Genomic DNA, 18,474 nt, shown 5'->3' with positions numbered 1-18,474 from the left:
GGTAGGGGTTTTTGTGACGTCAGGTTCTCTTTGCATCCCCAGATGAGTAAAGTAGGCGCCGGATTAGTTGGTCGATGACATTAGGACAGAGTATGCAGCAGGGAACGAGCCGCACCGTGCGGTTGTTTATGGTGATCGCCGCCTTGTATTGGCTCGGTGGCATGCACTTTTTCATGCACAACCCGGGAGGCTCGGGCTTTTATCTGCCGTTTAACATGGTGGGTTGGTTGTTTGCCTCCTTGCTGATCGGCGTGGGGCTGTGGCATGTGACTCTGAGCCATACTCTGATGTTGTCCAGAGCTCAGGGCTGGTTGTGGGCCGGCCTGGTGGTGCTCTGTATCCCCCTGTTTGCTCATCCGGATGTGCCGCTCGACGCCGGGGCTCCCCGACTCATGGGGATTGCCGGCGGAATGCTGCTGCTGTTTGCGCTGACTCAGTTGCGCCTGGGTGCACTCCAGCGACTGCTGATGCTCTATCTGCTGCTGGGTGCCGTAGCCTTTGAGGCCCTGTTTGCCTTGGTACAGTATTTCTTGCTGACGCCGGGCAACTGGATTGGCTACAACACCCTGATAAACCGGCCCTATGGGGTTTTTCAACAGGTCAATGTGTTGGCCTCTTTTTTGGCGACAGGAATTGGGATAGCGCTATTTTTGATTTGGCATGACCGATGCCTATCGATAAGAAACCCTAAGGGGTGGCTGGCATACTTTGTTATCTTTTCAGTAGTTTTTTTAGAGTTGGTCATTCGCTCTCGTACGGGGATACTGGGTTCTTCTATTGTCCTCATCGTATTTTTATTCTTATTCGGTCGGGAGCGCAGAGCCGAGCAGTTGCAGGTGGTGTTCACAATAATACTGAGTGTTGCGGCCTATTTTTTTATCATGAGTCTGCATTCAGAGGGTAGGCCTCTTGAGGAATTTATCTCCCCACAGACTCGTTGGATTTATTGGCGGGAGTCGGTCAGCCTGTTTTTTAGCAATCCTATTATTGGTGTGGGGTACGGCTTATTTGAAACGGCCTTTATGGCTTCGTACTATGCCAAGGAGATGGATTACTCCGGTATCGGCTTGATAGTTAATCTGGATCACCCCCATAACGAAATTCTCTATTGGTTGGTGGAGGGGGGGCTGGTTGCCGTAATGGGGCTACTGCTGCTGGCTTTGGGCTGGTGGTCCATGCTGCGGCGGCATGCCGGTCGTCTGCGCTGGGCCCTATTTATCCTGCCCTTTCCCCTACTGTTTCACGCCATGGTGGAGTACCCCTTCTACCATTCGGTTGCCCACTGGTTTGCCCTGATTTGGCTGCTGTGGTTTACCGAGGCCGAGGCTGACTCCTATAAGGCGTTACCGCTGCACAACTGGCTGCTGCTGCGGGCCATGGCGCTGCTCATCCCGCTGCTGACCGTGCCCTATATGTTGACCGGGCTACAGACCGCTTACCTGGTCACCAAGTTCGAGCGGGGCGGCTTCAAGGAGCCTGCCCTGCTGGAGCAGGTGGTCAATCCCATGCCCTGGTACAGCCGCTTCATGTATGACGTCATGACAGTGCGCCTCATGTATGGCCTGCAAAGCAATAACAGCACCGAGCTGGCCGCCTACGTGGACTGGGCCAAGTCGTTTGTCCGCCTGATGCCCAGGGCCAATGTCTACAGCAATCTGGCTATGGTGCTGGATCGCTTGGAAAGGTTTGATGAGGCCAGACAGTGGCGCGCCGAAGGCAAGCGACTGTTCCCGGCGGATCCGCTGTTTCAGCCCAAGCCCTCTGCGGCTGCGTCGGCAAGCCGGCCGTCGCTGGCTTTACCGGCTCAGCCCAGTGCGGCGGTGAAGTGATTTTTGTGGGGCATGTCCTGGGGCTATCTCCATCATGCCCCTATTGATTTGGCCCTGGGCCGTTTGTTGTATTTAAGGAGTCTGTTGTGAAGATTGCCGTTGCCGGTACCGGTTATGTGGGGTTGTCCAATGCCATTTTGCTGGCCCAGCACCATCAGGTGGTGGCACTGGATATCAATGCCGATAAAGTGGCCATGATCAACCGTGGCCAGTCCCCCATCGTCGATGCCGAGATTGAGGCCTATCTTAAGGAGCGACCCTTGCAGCTGAAGGCGACGCTGGACAAGCACGAGGCCTATGCTGGCGCCGATTGGGTCATCATCGCCACCCCCACCGACTATGACCCTGAGACTCACTACTTCAACACCCGCTCGGTGGAGGCGGTGATCCGGGATGTGATGGCCATCAATCCCCAGGCGGTCATGGTGATCAAGTCCACCATACCGGTGGGCTATACCGCCCGTCTGCGTGCCGAGCTGGGTTGCGAAAATCTGCTCTTCTCGCCGGAGTTTCTGCGGGAGGGGCGGGCACTGTATGACAACCTGCATCCGTCGCGGATTATAGTCGGGGAGCGTTCGCCCCGTGGTCAGGCATTTGCCGATCTGCTGCGGGAAGGGGCCATCAAGCAGGAGGTGCCTGTCTTGTTGACCGATGCCAATGAGGCGGAGGCCATCAAGTTGTTCGCCAACACCTATCTGGCCATGCGGGTGGCCTACTTCAATGAGCTGGACACCTATGCCGAGACCCATGGCCTGAACAGTCGGCAGATCATCGAGGGGGTGGGGCTGGATCCGCGCATCGGCAACCATTACAACAATCCCTCCTTCGGCTACGGCGGCTACTGCCTGCCCAAGGACACCAAGCAGCTGTTGGCCAATTACCACGAGGTGCCCAACACCCTGATCCGGGCCATTGTCGACTCCAACACCACCCGCAAGGATTTTGTCGCCGACTCCATCATTCGGCGGCAGCCCAAGGTGGTGGGTATCTATCGTCTCATCATGAAGGCCAACTCGGACAACTTCCGAGCCTCCTCCATTCAGGGGGTGATGAAGCGGATCAAGGCCAAGGGCATAGAGGTGGTGGTGTTTGAGCCCGTGCTTGGTGACAGCCATTTCTTCAACTCCCGGGTGATTCAGGATCTTGAAGAGTTTAAGCGTATCAGCGATGTGATCGTCTCCAACCGCATGGCACCCGAGCTGGCTGATGTGGCGGACAAGGTCTATACCCGGGATCTGTTCGGTAGCGATTAAGCGCGCCAGCGTCACTGGCGTTTGGGGCATCAAGGGATCGGTCAGGTGGCAAAAATCCACGGTGATCTTGCCTGGCAGATCCCGCATACTAGGCCCCAGCTTAAGGGCTGCATAACAACGATACAGTGGCTAAAACAACATGCTGACAATCTTCTTGATCGTATTCCTCGCCTGTTTCGTGCTGACCGGCGGGGTTCGTCGCTATGCCCTCTGGCGACACGCCCTGGCCATGCCGGAGTTCCGCCATGGCCCCTTGGAACCCACGCCCCGTGACGGCGGCCTGGCCATGATGCTGATCTTCATCGCCCTGTACTTCGAGCTGTTTGCCAAGGGTTTGCTGGAGCTGGATACCACACGCGGGTTGGCGTGGTCCAGCTTCGTGGTGCTGGTGACCGGGCTGTTGCGTCAATTTTCCAGCCTAAATCTGCGTACCCGGCTGATGCTGCAGGCCTTGGCGGCCTTTGCCGCCTTGCATTGGTATCAGCCTGACCTCATCTTGCTGGTGTTTGACTACAGCTTCTATCTCTCCGGGGTCTGGATGCTGTTGCCTTGGCTGGCCCTGATCTGGTTTATCAATCTGTTCAACTTCATGGATGGGATTGATGGTTTTGTGGGCTCCCAGGCCTTCATCATGATCTTTGGCAGCGCCTGCTTGCTGGCGCTGGCCGGTGAGCCGGCCTGGACCACCACCTTGTTGCTGCTGTGTGCGCCCATCTTAGGCTTCTTGGCCTGGAACTGGCCACCAGCTAAGATCTTTATGGGCGAGGTGGGGGCGGGGGCCCTGGCCCTGCTGGTGACCATCACCGGGATGCATCTGGCGGCCGAGACCTCGCTCAATCTGTGGAGCTGGCTTATCCTGATGAGCGGCTTCATCGTCGACGGCGCTTGGTCCCTGGTGGTGCGTTATTTCAAGGCCAAGGATTGGCATCGCTCTCACCGTATGCATGCCTATCAAATTCTGGCGCGCCGTTGGGACAGCCATTTCTGGGTCTGCGTGCTGCTGTGGGCCATTGCGGCCTTCTGGCTGATGCCGCTGGCATATCTGGCGATGCAGTATGAGGAATATGGGCTGATAATCCTGGTGGTTGCCATGGCGCCCCTGATGGTGGCCTGCGGTTATCTGGGGGCGGGACAGCCCAAAGAACCCAGTCTGGATGAGCTCGATTGACTTGCCCGTATCGTAAAAAAGGCCGCAGTTGCGGCCTTTTTTGTCTTTTGTCACAGGACTGAGATTAGTCGATCTCGCGGGTCTCGACGCCCTTGGCGGTACCGATCAGGGCCACATTGGCGCCGCGGTGGGCAAACAGCCCCACCGTCACCACGCCCACTATGCCGTTGATCTGGGTTTCCAGCTGTTTGGCCTGCTCGATGCTGAGATCGTGGACGTCCAGTATGTGGTTACCGTTGTCTGTCACCACGCCACCACGCCAGATGGGGCGACCACCCAGCTTGGCCAGCTCCCGGGCCACGTAGTTGCGGGCCATGGGGATCACCTCCACCGGCAGCGGGAACTTGCCCAGCACCGGCACCAGCTTGCTCTCATCCACGATGCAGATGAACCGCTTGGCCACGGCCGCCACGATTTTCTCCCGGGTCAGGGCGGCGCCACCGCCCTTGATCATCTCCATCTGCTCATTGATTTCATCGGCACCATCCACGTAGACATCCAGCTCATCCACGTCGTTGAGATCCAGCACCGGGATCCCCAGCTCACGCAGTCGGGCGGTGGACGCCTCTGAGCTGGACACGGCCGCCTCAATATCATCCTTCATGCTGCCCAGGGCCGTGATGAAATGATTGACGGTTGAGCCGGTGCCCACACCCACAATGCTGCCCGGAGTGATGTACTTGAGGGCAGCCTGGCCGACCGCTTGTTTCAGTTCATCCTGTGTCACGCTTGTTCTCCTTCAGGTGGTAATGGCTGGATTATAGCGAAATCGGTCGTCCGCAGCAGGCCGTTATGGCTGCCAGAGCCAGTGATGGCTCGGGGTCAGCACCTCTGGCAGAGGGACGTCCCAGGCCTCGGCGGGGATCTGTTCAACCCGTTGGCAATCGTGGGCCAGCCCTATGGGGTAGGGGCCTTGCTGGTGCTGATGCCACTGACTCAGGGTGCGATCATAGAAGCCGCCCCCCATGCCAAGACGATTCCCCTGGCGGTCAAAGGCCACCAGTGGGGTGAAGATCAGGGCTATCTTGTCCAGCGGCACCACCAGTCGACTGTCCAACCGCGGCTCAGGGATGCCGAAGCGGTTGTGCTGCATGGGGGTGTCTGGCTCGTAGGCCAAAAACAGCAGATGTCCGGCATGCACCGGGTGCAGTACCGGCAGGCAGACCTGCTTGCCCATCTCCCAGCACCATTGAATGCAGGGCTGGGTGCTCAGCTCACCATCCATGGCCAGATAGAGAGCCAGGGTGTCTGCGTCCTGCACCTTGGGGTGCTGCATGAACCGGGCTTTAAGCTGCATGGCGGCTTGTTGTTGCTGGGAAGGAGAGAGGGCTTGGCGATGGCGACGGGCCATCTCGCGCAGGCTTTGTCTGTCTAACATGATGAGGAACCCCGGTGGTGCCGTTGCAGGTGTGGGCCCTTGAACCCTGAGGTTCAAGGCGGAAACCTGGTTCCAACCGTAGGCTTCTCGGTCGGGCCGAGCCTGCACAGTAGTCGAAAAGCGGCTTCCTTGGTGTAAAACATCGGCTCAGGGACTTTACCCGCTGACGCACACCCCAGGGCTATTTTTAAATCGGCGTGCCAGACGCGCTTATCCGCGCAGCTGGCGACCCTGCTCCAGCAGGGCGGTTTCTATGGTTTGTTGCAGCATCTTGATGCGCTCATCCATAGTTTCAGAGTATTTGCGGTTGCTGGCTTTTTCAAGGCCCAGCTCATAGCAAAAATGCAGTGCGGCCATCACGGCCAACTGCTCATTGTTGCTGCCACGGGAGCGCTGGCGCATCTCGTTCAGATGCTGGTTCAGCCCATCGGCGGCGGCTTTCAAGGCGTCACTCTGCCCGGACAAGCAGGAAATTTTATAGACCCGGCCAAGAATAGTGAGCTCTATGGACTCGGTAGCTACGGTCATGCTTTCCTCGATATGAGTGAAGTGGTCTGCCAAATACGGGGCGACTATATAGCGGGGATCCCCAACTTTCAAGGGCCGGCTGGTGAGGCTGGGAGCGGGGTGTTAGGATCTGCCACGATAACGACGGGATTTGCTGTTTTCTTGTCCTGTTTGCCTATTTTTCCGCTGGGGATGATAAAGATGATGGATTTTGCCCAGGCTGCCAGCCTGCTGGATGAGCATGAGGTCATGGCCACGCCGGCCGAGATGCATGGCGTGCTGTGTGGCTTGCTGTGCGGTGGTGTGGCGCTGGATACCCAGAGCTGGCAGGGGGAGTTTAATGGCCTGGTCAACGACGGTCATGCCTTTGTGGCTCCCGTGCGCCAGTGGCTGGAAGAGCTGTGTCAGCACAGCCAGCAGGCGTTGCTTAACCAGTCTGGCCTGGAATTGTTGCTGCCGGATGAAGACGAGCCGATGGTGGTGCGGCTGGAGTATCTGGCCGACTGGACCCAGGCCTTCTTGGCCGGATTTGCCGTGATGCAGCGGGAGTTAAGCAACATCTCCGACGAGTTGCAGGAGATGGTGGAGGATCTGAGCAACATCACCCAGTTGGATACAGATGCCGAGCTGAGTGATGAGGACGAGTCCTCGTATCTGGTGTTGTATGAACACCTCAAACTGGCGGTGATGATGGCGTTTGAGGAGTGTGGTCAACGTCCACGTCCCGTTACGGCTCCCACCTTGCATTGATCTCTGTTTTGGGCATAAGACACACGGCATGAATTGGCGTTGCATGTTTAACGGGGTGGCCTTGTTGTTGTTGGGGATGCTGAGTCCGACAGCGGCAGCTCATTACCGGGTGGGCTGGTTACCGGATCCGCCCTATCTTGCCGGGGCCGCCATGGTGCCGACGGGAGAGGATATTCTCCGGTTGCAGGCCCTGCTGCCCGCGGGCAGTGAATTGCACTTTGTGCAGTGGCCGCTGGCGCGTCAGGTGCGCGGCTTGGCCGAGGGGGGGCTGGATATCGCATTGAGCCTGGCCAGTATCAAGCCAGAGGCGGCCTGGCTCAGTGAGCCGGTGCGATATGCGCAGTATGTGCTGGCCATTGACCCCCTGCAGCTGGAGCGTTACCAAGCGGTGACGGACGTGGGTGATGTGGCGCGACAAGGCATGCTGCTGGGCACCTTGCAGGACAGTCGCTTGCAACAGCAGGCCAACACCCTGCTGGACGGTACTGTCCTCATTCACTCGCTTCGGGATCTGGATCAACTGATCCGGCTGTTGTGGCTTGGCCGGCTCAACGGCCTGGTGCTGGATCGGGGCCTGCTGGAGCAGGAGCCCAGACTCAAGCCGCTGTTGCACCTGATCACGCTGCCGCCGGTGGCGGTGCGTTGGGCTTTCTCCCGGCACACCTTCAGCGCCGAGCAAATGCATGAGATCAATCAAAGGGCCCGGCTGTTGACCCAGCAGGGCTTGGCAAGCCAGGAGCGCCGTCATGCCGGCTTGTGATGTCGCCATCGTTGGCGGTGGCATGGTGGGGGCGACCCTGGCCCTGGCCCTGTCCCAGCTGCGGCGTCCTGATGGTCAGCCGCTGGACATAGTCCTGCTCGAGGCTAATTCCCCAGGTCAAGCGATACATCCCGGTTTCGATGCCAGGGCGATCGCCCTCTCCTATGGCAGCTGTGAGCTGTTACAAGGCTGGGGGCTGTGGACGTCGCTGGCGCCCACTGCCTGTGCCATCGAGCAGATCCATGTCAGTGATAGTGGTCACTTTGGTCGGGTGAAACTGACGGCGCAGGAATATCGCCTGCCTTGGCTGGGTCAGGTGGTGGAGCTGGCGACGACCGGATCACAGTTATATGAGGCCCTGGCGCAGCGTGGGAATGTGCGGCTGCGTTGCCCGGCTCACCTGGTGGACGTGAGCCCCTCCGAGCGGGAGATAGCGCTGAAGCTGGACGATGGCAGCACCTGGCAGGCCGAGTTGGCGCTGGGGGCTGACGGGGCGGACTCCTTGTTGCGTCAGCAGTTACGTCTGCCTTGCGAGCAGTACGATTTTGGCCAGACGGCCATCATCACCACCCTGCAAACCGACCTGCCGCCGGCCGGACGCGCCTGGGAGCGGTTCACCGCCCAGGGGCCCTTGGCCTTGTTGCCCTTGTCCGAGTCACGCTATTCGGTGGTCTGGTGTCAGGCCCCTGATGAGGCCCAGCAGAGCCTGTTGCTGGACGATGCAGCCTTCTTGAGCCGTTTGCAGCAGGCCTTTGGTTATCGGGCCGGACGCTTCGTGCGCCTCGGCCAGCGCCATGCCTACCCTCTGACAGGACGTCAGGTCACCTGGCCCTTGGGGCCGCATGCCCTGGTGCTGGGCAATGCGGCCCATCTGTTGCATCCGGTGGCGGGGCAGGGCTTTAACTTAGGGATGCGCGACATCGCCGTCTTGCAAGAGGAGCTGGCCCGGGCCCTGGCTGATGGGGAATCGATTGGTTCCTACCGGGTGTTGCGCCGTTACTGGCAGCGGCGGCAGCCCGATCAGCGGCAGTTGGCCTGGATGACCGGCAGTCTGGCTCGGTTGTTTGCCAACGAGGTGGGGCCCCTGGTGCTGGGGCGTAACCTCTTGTTGGCCACCATGAACCGTTGTGATGATTTCAAACTGGCCTTGACGCGGCGGGCCTTGGGCAAGGAGTGGGTATGAGACAGGCAGATGTGGTGATTGTCGGCGGTGGCATGGTGGGGCTGAGCCTGGCCTGTGGCCTGGCGCAGGCCGGCTTTGCCGTCAGCGTGCTGGAGGCGGGACCCACACCCATGCCGGATGAGCGTATCGATTACCGTGTCAGTGCTCTGTCCCGCGCCAGTGAGACCCTGCTGCAGCAGCTGGGGGCCTGGCCGCTGCTCCCGCGCAAGACCGCCTATCGCACCATGAGGGTGTGGGAGTTGGATGGTCCGGCGGCGCTGAGCCTGGATTGCGCCACCCTGATGGAGCCGGATCTCGGACACATAGTGGAGAACCATCTGCTGCGCTTGGCGCTGTGGCAGCGGGCGTCCCAGCTGGGTGTGGATCTGCAGTCGGATGTTCACTTACTGCCGATGATCCGCCGAGTCACGGTGGCAGAACTCAGCTGCACGACCGGCGAGGTCTGGCGTAGTCCCTTGCTGGTGGCCGCAGATGGTGCCGAGTCCTGGTTGCGCCAGCAGGCCCGGGTGCCCCTGTTCCGCCGTGATTATGGGCACTGGGCTCTGGTGGCCAATGTGCGCACTGCGCTGCCACATGACGCCTGTGCCCGGCAATGCTTCACCCCCGAGGGCCCCTTGGCCTTCCTGCCGCTGCATGAGTCTGATCTGTGCTCCATCGTCTGGTCCTTGCCGCCGGCCCGAGCCCAGGCCTTGTGTGAGGCGGACGAGGCGGATTTTTTGCGTGCGTTGTATGTCGCCTTCGACGGTCAACTGGGACTCTGCCAACTGGCGAGCCCGCGGCGTACCCTGCCCCTGCAGGCCCGTCTGGCCCGGGACTTTGTGCAGGAACGCCTGGTGCTGGTGGGTGATGCGGCGCACACCATACACCCGCTGGCGGGGCAGGGGGTCAACCTGGGGCTGCTGGATGTGGCTAGCCTGTTGCGGACCCTGAGTGCCTGCAAGGCTGCGGGTCAAGACTGGGGATGCCGGCAGTGGCTGCGCCCCTTCGAGCGGGAGCGTAAATGGCAGGCTAGTCAGTATCTGGCTGCCATGGCAGGGATCCAACAGCTGTTCGCCCTGCAGCAGGCCCCGGCACGACAACTGCGTGGGCTGGGTATGGCACTGCTCAATCATCTGCCGGGCTGGCAGGCCCCCTTGTTGCGGCAGGCGCTGGGCCTGGCGTGATCCCCTCGCCGGTCAGGGGCGTTTGGGGCTGCCCTCATCCGGCGGCATGTAGGAGAGATCCCGCCGCTTGGCCAGTTGTTGCAACTGGCTGAGCAGATTACATTCACTGACCGGGTGGGCCAGAAAATAGCCCTGGACACCGTCGGCGCCCTGCTGCCGCAACATCTCCAGCTGCAAGCTGGACTCCACACCTTCGGCAATGACCTGTTTGCCCATGGCATGCAGCATGTCGATGACCGACTGGACCAGCTGCCTGTCCAGCTGGCTTTCGGTCATCCTCAGAATGAATGAGCGATCCAGTTTGACCCGGTCAACCGGCAGCTTGCTCAGGTAGGCCAGGGAGGAGTAGCCGGTGCCAAAATCATCAATGGCCAACTGATAGCCGGCGTCTTGCAGACGGTGCATCTGCTCGCAGGCTTGGTGGTAGTCCGTGATGATGACCCCTTCGGTCAGCTCCAGCACGATGCGCCCTGGGATGATGTGATAGGTCTGGCTCAGCTTGGCCAGTCGCTGGTGGAGCTGTGGATCGAACAGCTGGTGCGGGCTGAGATTGATGGCCATCTGCAGGCCGCTTTGCCCTGCGCGATCCAGCTGCTGCAATTGGCTGAAGGCCTGCTCCAGCACCCAGTAGCCGAGGCGGACTATCTGGCTGGAGGCTTCCAGTATCGGAATGAATTCCAAGGGTGCTATGCAGCCTTCCAGCGGATGCCGCCAACGGGCCAGGGCTTCAAGGCCCATGACTCGGCCGTTGGGAAGTTGCACCCAGGGCTGGTAATTGAGGTAGAGTTGCCCATCCTGCAGGGCATTGTCCAGCTGGGTCTCAATGAAGAAGCGTCGACTGCTCTGCTCCAGCAGACCGGCACTGAACAGCTCATAACCTTGTCGGCCCTGACGTTTGGCTTCATGCATGGCCAGATCGGCGCGTCTGAGCAGTTCACTGGCGGTGTGTTCGCCGTCCTGGGCAAAGGCGACGCCGGCGCTGGCACCGATCTGCACCGGATGATGGCCTAGCATCAGGGGTTCATGCAGGTTGGCCAACAGCTTGTCCAGGATGCTGTGGATGTCGTCCACCTGCTTGAGATGGCACAGCAAGAGAGCAAACTCGTCGCTGGTGAGCCGGGCCAGCAGATCCGTCTCGCGCACCTGTTGCTGTAGCCGGCGGGCCAGGGTCTTGAGCAGCTCGTCCCCGGCCTCATGTCCCAGGCTATCGTTGATGTCTTTGAAGTTATCCAGATCGATCAGCACCAGGGCGATCCTGTCCGGCTGGCGGCGCAGAGCGGTGAGCTGGCGATTGAACTCAAAGAGAAAACAACTGCGGTTGAGCAGTCCGGTCAAGGGATCATAGAGTTGATGGGCCTTGAGTTCGGCATGTTGCGCGCTGACGGCACTGTCCAGTGCTTCGAGGCGTCCCGCCAGGCTCAGGGCGGCCTGGTGCAGACGATCCACCTCATCCTCCACGAACCCGGATGGCTGACCTAAGCGGGCCTTGAGTCCGGGATAGCCAGTGTCGGGGAGCTCCGGCAGTTGGTTGACCAGTTGGCGCAGTCGGCGCAGCGGATAGCCCGCCAGCAGGTAGATGAACCCCAACGCCAGCAAGAGTCCCACGGCCAGCCAGAGTCGAAAATGGCGCAGGCTCTGGGCTTGCTCCTGCAGCAGCTTGGTCATGGGTAGCGTCAGTAACAGGGCTGGCCGTTGCTGCGTCTCGGGTTGAACGCTCAAATACACAGGGGGAGTCTCCAGCAGGGATTGGTTCGCCCCCATGCCATCCCCCTGCGGATATGACGGTAGGCGATCCGGCTGCGTTTGCCCGTTGGCCATGGGTTGCCCTTGTGCATCCAGGGGGGTGAGGCGGATCCCTCGCGACTGGTTGAACTGTTGCAGCAGGCTGGTGATGGGTTGCGCCACTAGCCAGACATCCTCTTTTCGGTGGGGCCCAGGCAGCACTAGGTGTTGCAGTAACAGACACTCCACAGCGCAATACAGTTGCCAGTCGCTTTGGGCTGTCAAGGCTTGGGCTCTCAAGGCTTGGGCGGGCAGGCGGTGACTGCCATCCTGCGGGGCCAGCGCCGCAGGTAAGCTGGCCGTCGGACCATGGTGGATGAACAGGGCGGGGCTCACAGGGTCGAGGCGTCGCCACCCCTCGTCTGTTGCCAATTTGGGCCGAGCGGCCAGCCAGGCGTGCAACACCTGGCGATTATGTTCTGCTTGCTGGGTCAGCCGTTGATCCCATTCCTGTGCCAAGGTGTCCGCCGCCTGCTCCATGCGCCGGACATTGCTTTGTCTGACCTCGTAACGGGCCAGGGCATCCAGGGCGAGCCAGGCCAGCCCAAGTACAAGCAAGAGGATGCATAACAGCTGGTTACGAAGACTGATAAAGCGTTGCCGACCGCTCATAGGATCTCCAGGGGTAGGGCGTTGGCATCAGCAGGCGGAGTGGCTCCGCGCCTGTGTCCCTATAAACATAGAGCAGCTTGACCAGACCGGCAGGCTGGATAGCGTCGACCCTGGTTGTGGTCTGGCTCACAGGCTGAATAGTTACTGTCTTCGCGGCAGGGGGGGGAGCGGCTGAGTGTCTACACTGCTGATAGCAGGCTAAATCCTAGTTCAGGAGTCAACATGAACAGCCAATTGCCCAGCGAGCTTCGCTACACGGCTTCCCATGAATGGTTGAGGGTCGAGGATGGCAACCAGGTGGTGGTGGGGATCACCGCCTATGCCCAGTCGGCCCTCGGGGACATGATCTTTGTCGAGTTGCCGCGGCCGGGGATTGTGGTGACTGTGGGGGATGATTGCGCCGTGGTGGAGTCGGTGAAGGCGGCCGCCGATATTTTTGCCCCGGTTGGCGGCGAGGTGCTGGCCATCAACGAAGAACTGGAGGCCAGACCTGAGCAGATCAATGAAGATCCCTACGGCAGCGGCTGGCTGTTTCGCATGCAACTGCAGGATCCCGCTGAGCTGGATGCCCTGATGGATGCCGAGGCCTACCACAGTCTGCTGCAGCGTAACGAGGCCCCGTTTTGAGGTGATGGCGGCTTCTACTCGGCTAAATCTTGCGTTACCCGCAGTTTTTGTGCTTGCTTGCTTAATCTTTCACCCGTAGTGGGTATCATGTTTTCCTGTCAGAAGTAACAGAGGCCGCAGGGTGGCCAGGGAAAGGGATGCCTCCATGATGCAGTTGCAAAACCCACTATGGCTCAGCAGTGTCAAGGATCAGCTGGCGTGGCGCCATCGTTGGTTACCGGCCTTGTCGGTCGCACTGTTTTATCTGGTGCTGGCCGCATCCTGGTTACGCTGGGGGCGCGCCTGGTTGGCCAACTTCTCGCTCTCACAAATCTGGGTGGAGGTGGCGCCCATCTTGCTCATCGGCTTGGCGTTGCTGCTCTTGTGCCTGGCTTATTTTTCCAGCCAGCACAAGCGGCTCATGACGCTGCTGACCAGCCAGGGTCACTTCAAGGAGATGGCCGAGCGTATCCACGAGGTATTTGCCGTCTTTGATCTGCGCCAGCGGCGATTTAGCTATGTGGCGCCCGGCTATGCCGAGCTGTGGGGCCGTCCGGTGGAGGAGTTGCTGAGCTCGCCCTTGTCCTGGTTGCGCTGGGTGGCTGCCGGCGAGCGGCGCTTGCTGTTGGACAGCCTGCGCCATCTTAGTCCGGAGGGGGAGCAGCGCGTGGAGTTTGCGCTCCATGGGCAGGGCGATGATGCCCTGCGCTGGGTGCGCGTGCAGCTTTATCCCGTGTGTACCGCCCAAGGTCGCGAGCGCCATCTGGCGCGCATCGTGGTGTTGGCCGAAGATATCACCCGCAGCAAGCAACAGGAGCAAGCCTTGCTGCATCAAATTCGTCACGATCCCCTCACCGGCCTGCCTAACCGGCGTTATATGCATGAACGGCTGGTGGATCTGCTGATCGAGTCGCCTGAGCTACCCTTCGCCTTGCTGTTTGTGGATCTGGATCGCTTCAAGAATATCAATGATACCGCCGGCCACGTGGTGGGCGATGATCTGTTGCGTCAGGTGGCGATGCGCATGCGCTACACCCTGCCCACCAGCTGTTTTATTGCCCGCATGGGGGGGGATGAATTTGCCGTGATAGTCCCCACCGGGCAGCAGGCCGATGAGGTGGCCCACCAGCTGCTGGAGAGCATGCGCCGACCCTTCATGCTCAGCCGGGAGCTGGTACACATCACACTGAGCATAGGGCTGGTGCACTATCCCAAGGATGCCATGGATGCCGATGAGCTGCTGGCTCATGCGGATATGGCCATGTATGCGGCCAAGCGTCAAGGGCGCGATACCCTGCAGACTTACACCCCTGTGCTCAGCGAGCAGACCCTGGCCAAGGTGCGCATGGCCAAGGAGCTGCGTCTGGCGGTGCAGCAGGCGGCCCTGACGGTCTTCTATCAGCCCGTCTACTCGCTCCATACGGGCCGGTTGTCCGGCGCCGAGGCCTTGCTGCGCTGGCGTAATCAGGCCGGCGAGTGGATCTCGCCGGCGGACTTCATTCCCCTGCTGGAGGAGTCGGGTCAGATAGTGCCGGTGACCGACTGGCTGCTGGGGCGCGCACTGTCCCATCTGCGAACCTGGCGGCAGAGCTGGCCCGACTTTCGTCTGGCGCTGAACATCTCCGCCATCAGCATGCAGGATCGACATCTGGTGAACAGTGTCGAGCGCTCCCTGCTGCGGCATCGGCTGGAGGGGCAGGCGCTGGAGTTGGAAGTGACCGAGACCGCCTTCATTCGTGATCCTGACAAGGCCAGCCTGGTGTGCGATGAACTCAAGCGGTTGGCGGTGGATCTGGCGGTGGATGATTTTGGCACCGGCTATTCCAGCCTCATCTACCTCAAGCGGTTTGCGCCGGATCGGGTGAAAATCGATCGCAGCTTCGTGGCGGGCATGGTCAACAGTCCAGGTGATCAGGCCCTGGTGCGCGCCATCATAGAGCTGGTACACAGTCTCAACATGAAGGTGGTGGCCGAAGGGGTGGAGACCCAGGAGCAGCTACAGTTGCTGCAGCAGATGGGCTGTGACTATGTGCAAGGCTACTATTGTGGCCGTCCCCAGCCGGAGGAGGCTTGGGTCAATGTGGTGCCCAATCTGTTTACCCATAGGCCGCTGGTCGACACCTGGCAGGGGCTGGGACAGCTGACTACCGAGGCCAGCCTATGATGCATCGTCGTTTGCCCCTGGTGCTGGCGGTGATGAGTGTCTTGGTGTTGGGGATCGTGCACCGTGAGGCGGTGCGGCTGTTGGAGGCGAACCGGGAGAGCAGTCTGCGGGAGCAGATCACCTTGCAGCTGTCGGCCATTCGCGCACGTCTGGAGCTGGCCATCAACGACGCGGTGAACCTCACGCAGGGCTTCGACATTGCCCTGTCCATGAACAAGTCCTTGTCCGATGGGGACTTCACCCGGATTGCCCGCTACCTGATCAAGGACCATCAAGGCATCGTCAATATCGCCTTGGCACCCGATAACGTGGTGCGCCAGGTCTATCCCCGGCAGGGCAATGAGGCCGTCCTCGGCTATGCCTATCTGGCGCATCCCGAGCAACGGCAAAGCGTGCTGGAGGCGATCCGCAGCCGGGCTGTGACGGTGGCCGGGCCCCTGGAGCTGGTGCAGGGGGGCCAGGGTATCATCAGCCGGCGACCGCTGTTTTTGGAGATAGATGGCAAGCTGCACTATTGGGGCCTGGTGAGCATAGTACTGGATTATCACTGGTTGCTGGCCCGGGCGGGGCTGGCCAATCCCAAGCCGGGATTGGTGTTGGCCATTCGCGGCAAGGATGCCTTGGGGCCAAGAGGCGCGGTGTTTTTTGGTCCGGCCTCCGCCTTTGACCGTTTACCCATAGTGCAGAACGTCATGTTGCCCCAGGGGAGTTGGCAACTGGCGGCCTACCCCAAAGAAGGGTGGCAGCAAGCCTCCCGCCTGAATCCCTGGTTGGTGGGAGGCGGCTATTTCTTATGCTTGCTGATGGGCCTGATGATCTATCTGGCGCTGGCCAACTACCGCAAGGTGGCTACCCTGGCGCGCCATGACAGCCTCACCGGTCTGCCGAATCGTCGCCTGTTGTTTGAGCGCTTTGGACAGGCGCTGCTGACCAACCGCCGGTATGGTCAGCAGGGAGCCATCTTGCTGCTGGATCTGGATAATTTTAAGCCCATCAATGATCGCCTTGGCCACAACGTAGGGGATCTGGTGCTCAAGAGCGTGGCGGAGCGGATGGTGAGTACCCTCAGGCGCAGCGATACCGTCTCACGCATGGGGGGCGACGAGTTTCTGATCCTGTTACCCACCTGTCTGTCGGCGGAGCGGGGACGGGCGGTGGCGCAGAAGCTGATCGACTGCATCAGCGTGCCCATGGTCTATGAGGGGGAGACCCTCTACCTGGGGGCCAGCATAGGGCTGTGTCTGTTCCCTCAGGGGGATCTGAGCCTCAAGCTCATCAACCAGTGTGCCGATGTGGCCATGTATCAAGCTAAGTCCCAGGGCGGCAATCAGGTGGTGGTGGCCGAGCAGGCAACCATAGATTGGGTTGCCAGTCGTGAGGCGGTCCAACAGGCCGAATTGGCCTCCCTCAAGCTAGATTGATTGCACTATTTTGGTGTTTCTCTCGCCAGTTGGTGGGGCGACGCAATAAAAAAGTGCATAATTTGCCTGTAAAACGTTTGCGCACTGCGGCAGATATGCTAGTGTGAAGCTCCTTCAATAAGGGCATGTCTCTTCTTGAACCCGCGATTCCTATCGCGATTCCGTAGCACCTTTTTTAGCCCGGGTCTTTGATCCGGGCTTTTTCTTTGTGGCTAGCCGGGGTAGTTGCCCACATGGGGGCGGCGGCTGGGGCCGGTGAGTTGGATATCCACGGGGTTAAAGGCCTTGATGGCTTCGAAGCAGAAATCCCCCACCGCCTGATGCAGTGAGCCGGGGGTGTGGTTGGTGATCAGGATGACGCTCTTGGAGAGGTTGCGGCGGCGGCGCAGCAGATGGCCCAGGAAGCTGCTCTGACTCTCCGCCAGCTTGGCTCGGTTGGCACAGAGTTCGTCGATGATCAGCAGATCCACTTCTTCCAATGCGCGGCGATAGTGATTGCGCTCTTCGGGATCTTCCAACACACCAAAAAACAAGCGATCGACGACGGAGGCCCATTGCTGGAAGATCACCGACTTTTGGTGTTGCTCTATCAGCTCATGGGCGATGGCGCCGGCCAGGGTGGATTTGCCGGTGCCGTACTGACCAAAGATCAGCACACAGCTGCCCCCTTGCTGCGCCCAGTGCTCGAACCCGCTGATGAAGTATTGGGCCGTCTGGATGGCATGGGCCAAGACGGGATCTTGCTGATCCATGCGGGCAAAGCGCCATTCTGGATTCAGGTCTGCCTGGGCTATCAGCCGCTCTATGCGTAACCGACGGCTCTGCTGTTGCAACTGGCGTACGTCGGCATTGGCCTGCTGTTCATATTGCTGCCGTAATTGCTCGTAGTCGTAATTCTGGTATTGGCCGGAGTGCTGCAGGTGTCGGATCCGCTGCAACAGGCCATCCATCTGACGCTTTAGCTGGGGATCCGGGGTCTTGCCCAGATCCACCGACTGGCCTTGTTCACTCCAGGGTGTGTCACCCATCTGGCGCTTGTCATTCATCTGGCGTTCCTTTGTCTTGCAGTTGTCTGGCCTGAGCCATCATCTCCAGGGCTCGGCTACTGGGGCCCTGGTGCTCCTCTTCCGCAACCAGCTGATATCCCTGTGGCTGCCGCAGGCTCTCTGGTCCGGCTCGTTTGGGATAACGGCGGGCCTTCAGTGCTTTGATGAGCTTGAGCTGCCACTGATGTTGATTGGCAAATTGCTCAGGTCGCCCAAGCCAGTAGGCGATGAACTCCCCTAGCTCTTCTTCGGTGTACTGGCTGTCCAGTAGACCACATAACCTGGCGAGGTTGGTGAACTGCCCATCGGGGCGCCAGTCGGCATGCATGGCAAAGGCGGCCTGGGGCAAGGGCAAGGTGCTGCTGCTGGGCAACAGGGGCAGGCTGATGGGGCAGAGGTGATAATGCTCTGCCTGCCAGGTCGGTGGCAGCGCCACCAGGCCCGCCTGGATCAGTTCATCAAACAGCTCGGTAAGCTGGCGGGCGTTCACCTGATAGGCAAAGCCACCTGGCACTGTCGGATCTTCGACGGCCAGCGCCCGGCCGAGCTCAGGGTAGTTCACCTGATAATCCGCCTGGCGCAGGCACGCCGGCCGCAGCAACAACCAGTACAGGCTACGGGCCGGATGGCTGAGTTTGGGCTGGCTTAGCAGGGTATGTTCGGCTGGCGTCATGGCATCACAGGCTGGGATAAACTACCGGCGCATTATGTCGCAAAGCGGCGAGACTGCCCACCGTTTCTCGGTCGCCTGGCCACTTGCTGCCCAGGCCCCATGATCCTCTTCACGGAAAAGCTTGGTCAAATGCACCACCCTAGTAAGGCGGTTATCCGCATCTTATTGAATTAAAGCTA

The 18,474-nt window shown here is 60.1% G+C and carries 16 protein-coding genes and 1 other RNA gene; 10 read left to right on the top strand and 7 right to left on the bottom strand.

The features are described from left to right. The first annotated feature begins 92 nt into the window (after positions 1–92). From ABD847_RS05715 to ABD847_RS05705, 3 genes are all read left to right on the top strand, one after another. Positions 93–1,829, top strand: coding sequence for a PglL family O-oligosaccharyltransferase (locus tag ABD847_RS05715; RefSeq protein ID WP_345010912.1), 1,737 nt, complete (start codon positions 93–95; stop codon positions 1,827–1,829). Positions 1,830–1,915: 86 nt separating this feature from the next. After that, positions 1,916–3,082, top strand: coding sequence for a nucleotide sugar dehydrogenase (locus ABD847_RS05710; RefSeq protein ID WP_345010910.1), 1,167 nt, complete (start codon positions 1,916–1,918; stop codon positions 3,080–3,082). Positions 3,083–3,221: 139 nt separating this feature from the next. Then, positions 3,222–4,250 (top strand): MraY family glycosyltransferase, encoded by a 1,029-nt coding sequence (locus tag ABD847_RS05705; RefSeq protein ID WP_345010907.1) that lies wholly within the window; start codon positions 3,222–3,224, stop codon positions 4,248–4,250. A 64-nt stretch (positions 4,251–4,314) separates the two neighbouring features. On the opposite strand, the gene rpiA is transcribed toward ABD847_RS05705, so the two are convergent. The 4 genes from rpiA to zapA all read right to left on the bottom strand — a co-directional run bounded on the left by rpiA (position 4,315) and on the right by zapA (position 6,156). After that, on the bottom strand, positions 4,315–4,977 hold the full coding sequence (gene rpiA, locus ABD847_RS05700; protein WP_345010905.1) for a ribose-5-phosphate isomerase RpiA: 663 nt from the start codon (positions 4,975–4,977) through the stop codon (positions 4,315–4,317). 63 nt (positions 4,978–5,040) lie between these two features. After that, entirely contained in the window at positions 5,041–5,628 is a 588-nt protein-coding gene (locus ABD847_RS05695; RefSeq protein WP_345010903.1) for a 5-formyltetrahydrofolate cyclo-ligase, read from the bottom strand. A gap of 4 nt (positions 5,629–5,632) precedes the next feature. Then, positions 5,633–5,813: non-coding RNA, 6S RNA (ssrS, locus tag ABD847_RS05690), on the bottom strand. 25 nt (positions 5,814–5,838) lie between these two features. Next, complete coding sequence (gene zapA / locus ABD847_RS05685) at positions 5,839–6,156, bottom strand: cell division protein ZapA (protein ID WP_345010901.1); 318 nt, start codon at positions 6,154–6,156, stop codon at positions 5,839–5,841. A gap of 180 nt (positions 6,157–6,336) precedes the next feature. Between zapA and ABD847_RS05680 the strand changes: the two genes are divergently transcribed. Genes ABD847_RS05680 through ABD847_RS05665 form a run of 4 tightly spaced genes read left to right on the top strand, consistent with a single transcriptional unit; the run spans position 6,337 to position 9,991 of the window. Beyond that, entirely contained in the window at positions 6,337–6,885 is a 549-nt protein-coding gene (locus ABD847_RS05680) for a UPF0149 family protein (protein WP_345010899.1), read from the top strand. Between the two features lie 28 nt (positions 6,886–6,913). Beyond that, a complete protein-coding gene (locus ABD847_RS05675; protein WP_345010897.1) occupies positions 6,914–7,645 on the top strand; it encodes a hypothetical protein in 732 nt (243 codons plus the stop codon). Then, positions 7,632–8,828, top strand: a complete 1,197-nt coding sequence (ubiH, locus tag ABD847_RS05670) for a 2-octaprenyl-6-methoxyphenyl hydroxylase (RefSeq protein ID WP_345010895.1) — start codon at positions 7,632–7,634, stop codon at positions 8,826–8,828. Before ABD847_RS05675 ends, ubiH begins: the two co-directional genes overlap by 14 nt. Beyond that, positions 8,825–9,991: an FAD-dependent oxidoreductase gene (locus tag ABD847_RS05665; protein ID WP_345010893.1), complete on the top strand. Its 1,167-nt coding sequence runs from the start codon at positions 8,825–8,827 to the stop codon at positions 9,989–9,991. Before ubiH ends, ABD847_RS05665 begins: the two co-directional genes overlap by 4 nt. 12 nt (positions 9,992–10,003) lie before the next feature. Here the strand turns inward: ABD847_RS05665 and ABD847_RS05660 are convergent, their stop codons facing one another. Then, positions 10,004–12,385, bottom strand: coding sequence for a putative bifunctional diguanylate cyclase/phosphodiesterase (locus ABD847_RS05660; RefSeq protein ID WP_345010891.1), 2,382 nt, complete (start codon positions 12,383–12,385; stop codon positions 10,004–10,006). A 222-nt stretch (positions 12,386–12,607) separates the two neighbouring features. On the opposite strand from ABD847_RS05660, the gene gcvH reads away from it, so the two are divergent. From gcvH to ABD847_RS05645, 3 genes are all read left to right on the top strand, one after another. Further along, on the top strand, positions 12,608–13,012 hold the full coding sequence (gene gcvH, locus ABD847_RS05655) for a glycine cleavage system protein GcvH (protein WP_345010889.1): 405 nt from the start codon (positions 12,608–12,610) through the stop codon (positions 13,010–13,012). Positions 13,013–13,157: 145 nt separating this feature from the next. Next, positions 13,158–15,155, top strand: coding sequence for a putative bifunctional diguanylate cyclase/phosphodiesterase (locus tag ABD847_RS05650; protein ID WP_345010887.1), 1,998 nt, complete (start codon positions 13,158–13,160; stop codon positions 15,153–15,155). Then, positions 15,152–16,576, top strand: a complete 1,425-nt coding sequence (locus ABD847_RS05645) for a diguanylate cyclase domain-containing protein (protein WP_345010885.1) — start codon at positions 15,152–15,154, stop codon at positions 16,574–16,576. The genes ABD847_RS05650 and ABD847_RS05645 overlap by 4 nt, the downstream gene beginning before the upstream one ends. A gap of 212 nt (positions 16,577–16,788) precedes the next feature. Here ABD847_RS05645 and ABD847_RS05640 read toward each other — a convergent pair whose 3' ends face one another. Both ABD847_RS05640 and ABD847_RS05635 read right to left on the bottom strand, forming a co-directional pair. Then, positions 16,789–17,604 carry an ATP-binding protein gene (locus ABD847_RS05640; protein WP_345011451.1) on the bottom strand — a complete coding sequence of 272 codons (816 nt, stop codon included), beginning with the start codon at positions 17,602–17,604 and terminating at the stop codon, positions 16,789–16,791. Positions 17,605–17,614: 10 nt separating this feature from the next. Beyond that, positions 17,615–18,295: a DnaT-like ssDNA-binding domain-containing protein gene (locus ABD847_RS05635; protein ID WP_345010883.1), complete on the bottom strand. Its 681-nt coding sequence runs from the start codon at positions 18,293–18,295 to the stop codon at positions 17,615–17,617. Positions 18,296–18,474: the final 179 nt, after the last annotated feature.

This window comes from Pseudaeromonas paramecii, assembly GCF_039540575.1.
Classification (GTDB): domain Bacteria; phylum Pseudomonadota; class Gammaproteobacteria; order Enterobacterales; family Aeromonadaceae; genus Pseudaeromonas; species Pseudaeromonas paramecii.
The sequence above is the reverse complement of the archived record's forward strand: the minus strand, read 5'-3'. Positions and strand labels throughout refer to the sequence as shown.